The sequence below is a fragment of the Flavobacterium sp. genome (assembly GCF_013823965.1).
GTDB lineage: Bacteria > Bacteroidota > Bacteroidia > Flavobacteriales > Flavobacteriaceae > Flavobacterium.
Genome location: NZ_PNNA01000094.1, coordinates 23694 through 30952 on the forward strand (window position 1 = coordinate 23694; position 7259 = coordinate 30952).

At 35.9% G+C, this 7259-nt stretch carries 9 protein-coding genes; 2 read left to right on the plus strand and 7 right to left on the minus strand.

Features of this window, described 5'->3' with window-relative positions; genetic code table 11:
- Positions 1-83: 83 nt before the first annotated feature.
- Complete coding sequence (gene dapA / locus C0430_RS11065) at positions 84-971, minus strand: 4-hydroxy-tetrahydrodipicolinate synthase (protein ID WP_290869820.1); 888 nt, start codon at positions 969-971, stop codon at positions 84-86.
- Between the two features lie 8 nt (positions 972-979).
- Positions 980-1498 (minus strand): hypothetical protein, encoded by a 519-nt coding sequence (locus tag C0430_RS11070; protein ID WP_290869833.1) that lies wholly within the window; start codon positions 1496-1498, stop codon positions 980-982.
- A 48-nt stretch (positions 1499-1546) separates the two neighbouring features.
- Between C0430_RS11070 and C0430_RS11075 the strand changes: the two genes are divergently transcribed.
- Both C0430_RS11075 and C0430_RS11080 read left to right on the plus strand, forming a co-directional pair.
- On the plus strand, positions 1547-2326 hold the full coding sequence (locus tag C0430_RS11075; protein ID WP_290869836.1) for a 5'-nucleotidase: 780 nt from the start codon (positions 1547-1549) through the stop codon (positions 2324-2326).
- A gap of 47 nt (positions 2327-2373) precedes the next feature.
- Positions 2374-3285, plus strand: coding sequence for a bifunctional UDP-sugar hydrolase/5'-nucleotidase (locus tag C0430_RS11080; protein ID WP_290869839.1), 912 nt, complete (start codon positions 2374-2376; stop codon positions 3283-3285).
- Here C0430_RS11080 and C0430_RS11085 read toward each other — a convergent pair.
- The 5 genes from C0430_RS11085 to rpsR all read right to left on the minus strand — a co-directional run.
- The gene (locus tag C0430_RS11085; RefSeq protein ID WP_290869843.1) at positions 3271-3969 is read right to left on the minus strand and encodes a hypothetical protein; all 699 of its coding nucleotides are present in this window, start codon (positions 3967-3969) and stop codon (positions 3271-3273) included. The two genes, C0430_RS11080 and C0430_RS11085, sit on opposite strands and share 15 nt — an antisense overlap.
- Before the next feature lie 7 nt (positions 3970-3976).
- Positions 3977-5983 carry an NAD-dependent DNA ligase LigA gene (gene ligA / locus C0430_RS11090; protein WP_290869848.1) on the minus strand — a complete coding sequence of 669 codons (2007 nt, stop codon included), beginning with the start codon at positions 5981-5983 and terminating at the stop codon, positions 3977-3979.
- 75 nt (positions 5984-6058) lie between these two features.
- Complete coding sequence (locus C0430_RS11095) at positions 6059-6532, minus strand: DUF6495 family protein (RefSeq protein WP_290869852.1); 474 nt, start codon at positions 6530-6532, stop codon at positions 6059-6061.
- A gap of 77 nt (positions 6533-6609) precedes the next feature.
- The gene (gene rplI / locus C0430_RS11100) at positions 6610-7053 is read right to left on the minus strand and encodes a 50S ribosomal protein L9 (RefSeq protein ID WP_290869855.1); all 444 of its coding nucleotides are present in this window, start codon (positions 7051-7053) and stop codon (positions 6610-6612) included.
- Positions 7054-7124: 71 nt separating this feature from the next.
- A partial coding sequence (gene rpsR / locus C0430_RS11105; RefSeq protein ID WP_290869858.1) for a 30S ribosomal protein S18 occupies positions 7125-7259 on the minus strand: 135 nt, incomplete at its 5' end.

Genomic DNA, 7259 nt, shown 5'->3' on the forward strand with positions numbered 1-7259 from the left:
ACCATACTGAAGTTTCGGTGGCAAATTTAGGTATTAATTTAGCCACTTCAAAATATATTTTTTTATTAAAAAAGGGAGGTTTTTTAGGTCAATTTATTGATTTTTTTTACAAAATCATCAATTCTATTGGACAATGATTCATCCACGTTTACCAATGGCAATCGAATCGTGTTTTCTGCTATTCCCAGTGATTTGAACACTTCCTTGATTCCTGCGGGATTTCCTTGCTCAAAAATCATGTCAATACAATCTGAAAAAAGGTATTGCAATTTAAAAGCATCATCTACTTTTCGGTTTAAGCCAAGTCGCATCATTTCGGAAAATTCTTTTGGAAAACCTTGGGCAATTACAGATATAACGCCTGAACCGCCAGCCAAAACCATTGGTAAAGCAATCATGTCATCGCCAGAAAGGACCATAAAATCTTTTGGCTTGTTTTTTAACAATTGCAATGCTTGAATCATGTCTCCGGCAGCTTCTTTGATGGCCACAATATTTTTAAAATCATTTGCCAATCGCATCACTGTTGACGGCAAAACGTTGCTTCCTGTTCTACTAGGGACATTGTACAAAATAACAGGAATTGGAGAGGCTTCCGCAACTGCTTTAAAATGTTGGTAAATTCCTTCTTGAGTAGGCTTGTTGTAATATGGAGATATTGAAAGAATCGCGGCAAATTTAGACAAATCTCTCGTTTTTAATTCTTCGACAACTTCCATCGTGTTGTTTCCTCCCACTCCAAGTACCAACGGCAATCTTCCATTGTTGGCTTCAACCACGGTCTGGATCACAAATTCTCTTTCGGTCTGTGACATCGTTGCATTTTCAGCTGTTGTACCCAAAACCACAAGATATTCCACACCGCCATCAATGGAAAAATTTACTATTCTTGTCAATGCTTCCGTATCAATTGAAAAATCTGTTTTAAAAGGAGTTGCTAGAGCGACACCTGTTCCTATTAATGATTGCATAATTTGTTTTATATTTTATTTAATATTTTTAAGTACCTGAATAATTCATGAACAAAAACCTTGTAATTTTCGGCATTGGTATTAATCATCAAATGATTTAATCGCTTGTCGATGGATGAAAAACCCACTTTGAACAATGCTTTTGAATTGTGGGTAATGTTTAGTAAAATCGCTTTCTCCACATCGTAATAACTTATCAATAAATCAAACTTCTCGTTAATGAAATCATTTACTACAGGATTGGTGATTTCTGCTTTCCAATTGAGATGCTTGATACTAAAAGTCGGTTGTGAATAGCTTTCGTTCTTTCTTAATTTGTCCCTGTAAACGACAAGTTTAATGTTGTTTTCTAAAATTCCGTTGGCTTTTAATTCCTCCTTCAAAGCTTCTTTTTCAGAAAAATAACTTTCATCTATCAGAACACCAACCGTTTGTATCGAAACCGCCGAGGAAATGCTTTTTACATTTTGTAAATTATTTTTTAGTATTCTTTTTAAAAAATAATCCTTTATATATTTTAAAAACATATTACTTTTACCTTGTTACAAAATTAATTAATTTAAGTCGCATTACAGATGGTAAATCTAAAAAACTATAATGGTGTTTTGAAACTTTTTGTTATATTCTTAACATTTTTTCTCGTTGCTGCTTGCGGCAAACAAAACTACCAGGTTACAAAAGTAGAAGGAAAACGAATCACAATTACTGATAAAGAAAAGCAGGATCCCCAATTTGAAAACTATATTAAACCTTATCGAGAACATATCAACAAGGATTTAGACAGCATTCTGGCCTATTGTCCAGAGACATTGGACAAAAGTAGCGGAAAATGGCAAACCACCATTGGCAATTTGATGGCCGACGTCACTTTGCAACGCGGAACTAACGTGTTTTTAGCTCGAGAAAAAAAGAATATTGACTTGTGCATACTCAACCACGGTGGAATTCGAGCCATCCTTCCAAAGGGGAATGTCACAACCAGAACAGCTTTTGAAATAATGCCTTTTGAGAACAGTCTCGTTGTCATAGCTTTAAAAGGAGAACAGATTTTAGAAATGGTCGATTATTTTATCGCCACAAAAAAACCACATCCTTTATCGGGAATAACTTTTACCATTGGCAAGGACAATGCTGCCAAAAACATATTGGTTCAAGGAAAACCTGTCGAAAAAGAAACCATTTATTATGTAGGTACAAACGATTATTTATCCAATGGCGGTGACAATATGAATTTCTTCAAGAAAGGAATCCAAAAATTTGATCTCGACTATAAATTAAGAAATATCTTGATTGATTATTTTAAGGAAGTGGATACAATTCCAATGATAAATGATGTAAGAATTAGCGTTGAATAAAAATAGTGCACAGTGAAAAGTTGCAGTGTTCAGTTAAAAAAATAAAAATGAAAAGAAGAGATTTCATCGAAAAGACGGCTGCCAGTACAGCGTTGCTCAGTTTAGGTTTATCATTGAGCAGTTTTAAATCGGATATTAAACATATAACGGTGCTTCACACAAATGATGTTCACAGTCATATTGACCCATTTCCCATGGATGATCCTCGAAATCCAAATATGGGCGGAGTTTCTAGAAGAGCTTCGTTGATTGAAACCATTCGCAAAGAGAATCCAAATGTATTGCTATTGGATGCCGGCGACATATTTCAAGGAACGCCTTATTTTAACTATTATGGTGGCGAGCTCGAATTCAAATTGATGAGCATGATGAAATATGACTTGTCAACCATAGGCAATCACGATTTTGACAACGGTGTTGACGGTTTGACTGCCCAAATGCCCCACGCCACTTTTGAATTTGTTTCGGCAAACTATGATTTCAAAAACACCACAATGGATGGTTTTGTAAAACCGTTCAAAATTTTTAATAAAGACGGAATAAAAATTGGCGTTTTTGGTCTTGGAATAGAACTCGAAGGCCTTGTAGACAAAAGAATGTACAAGGAAACCGTGTACAATGATCCTTTGGAAACGACACAAGAGATGGTTCGAATCCTGAAAAAAGAAAACAAATGCGACTTGGTTATTTGCCTATCACATCTTGGTTACAAATACAACAAAGAAGATTCAGACAAAATATGTGATTTGAAACTGGCTGCACTTACCAAGGACATTGACTTAATCATTGGTGGTCACACCCACACTTTTTTAGACAAACCAACTATTGTAAAAAACCTGGATGGAAAAGAAGTTTTGGTCAACCAAGTAGGCTGCTACGGAATAAATCTGGGACGAATTGATTTTTATTTTGATAATGACAAATCAAAAACTGCCAACGGTAAATCAATTGTCGTTTAAGTTTTCGATTACCATGACAAATTTATAAAAGGCGTAATAGACCGACGAATTCAAAATCATTGCCAATGGCCGGAAGCTAATGGGAGACATGTCTGAGAGATAATATTTCTCCACAAAGACAATAAAATATTGGGTAACCGATAGAAGTCCAAATATTAACAACCAAGCAGTATCATTTTTTTTGCCATTATTCATTACATAATCGGACAAAGTTATTCCGGCAATTATGGAAATCAAAATGTTTTGGACAATCAAAATTCCATAACTTCTAGCCGTCAACTCACTCGTTATGGACAATAAATAGAAGAAAAAGAACATAAAAGGAATCATTGCCAGTAACAAAGGAATATAATCCTTGAGTTTTATTAGTTTGACAATGTAATGAATCATCAGCAATCGATGTATGAAAAAGGCAATCAACCCTAGAAACAACATCGTCTCGGTGTCATAAATAAAAAACACGTTGGTAATCAAGGAAAATGATATTGCAAAGAAAAAAAGAGGATTTTTTTGATTCGAAGTATTCCAATAAAGCAACATCAACACAATTGAAATCAAGGGTTTAAAAATAAAGAGAACGGGTTCATAAGAAAACAACTCGGCCGTAACTTCAACCGTGACAACGGTAAAAAATAAAATCGAAATTATTTTTTTGAGATTGTTCTCTTTATTAAAAATCTTCATCCCTTTTTTATTCAGTTCCATTAATCAGTTCCATAAAATCATTTTCCGAAATTATCGGAATGTTCAACTTGACCGCTTTTTCTAATTTTGCCGGACCCATATTGGCTCCCGCAACCACGTAATCCGTTTTTGCCGAGATGGAACTTCCCACTTTTCCGCCATTGTCTTCGATGGCTTTTTTCAAATCATCTCTCGAAAATTCCTCGAAAACGCCTGAAACAACGAATGTTTTGCCGGCGAGTTTGTCAGTCGCATTTGGATTTACAATTTCGATGGTTTCAAATTGGACTCCATAACTTTTTAATCGGTCAATAATTTGTCTGTTTTCAAGATTTTCGAAAAAATCCATCACGCTTTGGGCAATTCGTTCTCCAATTTCGTCTACCAAAACCAAATCCATAAAACTGGCTTTACTCAAGGCATCAATATTTTTGTAATGTTTGGCCAGTTTCTTGGCCACCGTTTCGCCCACAAATCGAATGCCAAGAGCATACAAAACGCGTTCGAAAGGAACTTTCTTGGAATTCTCTACTCCATTCACCAAATTTTCTGCCGATTTCTGTGCCATTCTTTCCAAAGGCAAAATTTGCTCAACCTTCAACTCATACAAATCAGCATAATTATGAACCAATCCATTATTGAATAATAAAGCCACGGTTTCCCCTCCAAGACCTTCGATATCCATTGCTTTTCTGGAAATATAATGTTGGACTCTTCCGATAATTTGTGGCGGACAACCATAAAAATTAGGACAATAATGGTTTGCTTCGCCTTCGCCTCGAACTAATTCAGTTTGGCATTCCGGGCAATGCGTGATGTATTTTGTAGGTTCTGAATTTTCAGGACGTTTGCTCAAATCAACTGCAATAATTTTCGGAATAATCTCCCCTCCTTTTTCAACAAAAACAGTATCACCAATGCGAATATCCAATTTTTCTATTTGGTCAGCATTGTGCAAGGAAGCGCGTTTCACGATTGTTCCCGCCAATTGCACCGGCTCTAAATTGGCAACCGGAGTAATCGCTCCAGTCCTTCCCACTTGGTAAGAAATGGAATTCAATTTTGTGGAAACTTGTTCGGATTTGAATTTGTAAGCAATTGCCCAACGAGGCGATTTGGCCGTAAAGCCCAATTCCTCTTGGTGTCGAAAATCATTGACTTTTATAACGACACCATCGGTTTCATAAGGAAGATTGTGCCTGTGAACGTCCCAATAATCTATGAATTCAAAAACTTCTTCCAAACCACTGGCTAATTTGGATTCCTTTGGGACTTTGAAACCCCAATTCCTGGCCGTTTCCAAACCTTCAAACTGGGAATTAAATGGTAATTTGTTTCCAATGATAAAATACAATAAACAATCCAATGGTCTTTTGGCAACCTCGGCACTGTCCTGTAATTTCAAACTTCCCGAAGCCGTATTTCTTGGATTGGAATAAGGAGTTTCTCCAATTTCTATCAATTCCTGGTTCATTTTTTCGAATCCCTCGAAAGGCAAAATGATTTCGCCGCGAACATCAAATGTTTCTGGAAAATCACCTTTCAATTTTAAAGGAATTGATTTTATGGTTTTGATGTTGTTGGTCACATCATCCCCTTGAACACCATCGCCACGGGTAACGGCTCGTTTTAGCTTTCCGTTTTCATAAGTGATGCTTATCGATGCACCATCATATTTCAATTCGCAGGTATATTCCAGCGGAACATCGCCGAGCACTCTCTGGACCCGTTTTTCCCAATCAACTAATTCCTCTTTGGAATAGGAATTATCCAGGGAATACATTCTGTGTTCGTGTTTTACCGTTTCGAAGTTTTTCGTGATTGCTCCCCCCACACGTTGCGTTGGCGAATTTTCATCAAAGAATTCCGGATGTTTAGCTTCTAACTCTTGAAGTTGTTTTAGTTTCAAATCAAATTCAAAATCGGAAATTGTTGGCGTGTCCAACACATAATAATTGTAATTGTGTTGATTTAATTCTTCCCGTAATTTTTGAATCGTATTTTGGATATCCATAGAAAATAAAATTGGCTATTTTAGCTTTTGAAATTAGGGACTAAAATAACCAATTTAATAGAAAAAACGATAAAATTACGATTCAATAATCGAAATTATTTGCTTGAATAATTGTCCGTCGCTCAAAAACGCACCTTGCTGAATCAATTGAAAAATAGATGAATTGCGTTCCTCCGTAAATACTTTTTTACCTGTTTTCATTTCGATAGTTTCGGTAAACATATTGTCGCTCAACCATTGCAACCCTTCTTTGGTCAAAAAATCGGTTTCGGGAACCAATGATTTCAACACAATGGATTGAACATAGGTATCGAAACACTGAAACAGAAAAATATGATTTTTGGAAAAATGTTCCAAATATTCGGCTCTACCCAAAACGCCTTCCCAAACCAAATCTGAAAAAACATCCAATTCTTGTTCGGCAACTTCTGGTTTTTCGATTTTAATTTTATCCCATTCCGCTTTGTCGATGGCTTGGGTTGCAAGGAAATTAATGAATTCTTGATGCAATTCCTCGAATTGTTCTTTAGTTAATCTTGAGTATTTCATTTTGGAAAACTTGTTGTGATTCAATTAAACAAAAAAATCCCGACTCACATCGGGATTTAATTATAACTATTTTGAAATTATGCTTTCTCGGCAATGATTTCATAAGGTAATTCAACTACTACATCTCTGTGTAAACGGATGCTTGCAGCATATTTACCAGTACGTTTCACGATACCGCTAGTGATGAATTTTCTTTCGATTGCTTGACCTGCTTTTTCCAAAGCTTCAGCAATGTCAATGTTCGTGATAGATCCAAAAAGTTTTTCTCCACCCGCTTTTGCGAAAATTTTAATCTCTAATGCTTTCAAAGTTTCAGCCAATGCTCTTGCATCTGCAACCACTTTAGCTTCTTTGTGCGCTCTTTGTTTTAGGTTTTCAGCCAAAACTTTCTTTGCAGAAGGAGTTGCCAATTGTCCAAAACCTTGTGGAATCAAATAGTTACGACCGTAACCATTTTTTACATTTACCACATCGTCTTTAAAACCTAAATTTTGAACGTCTTTTTTTAATATAATTTCCATGTTGTTGTCCTTTTGTTATTAGAAGTTAGGTTTCGCTTTATCGAAAACCAACAACTGAGTTTTTTTTAATATTATTTTAGCAAATCGGCCACGTATGGCATTAATGCTAAGTGACGAGCTCTTTTTACGGCTACAGACACTTTTCTTTGGTATTTCAATGAAGTTCCAGTTAAACGACGAGGAAGAATTTTTCCTTGTTCGTTAAC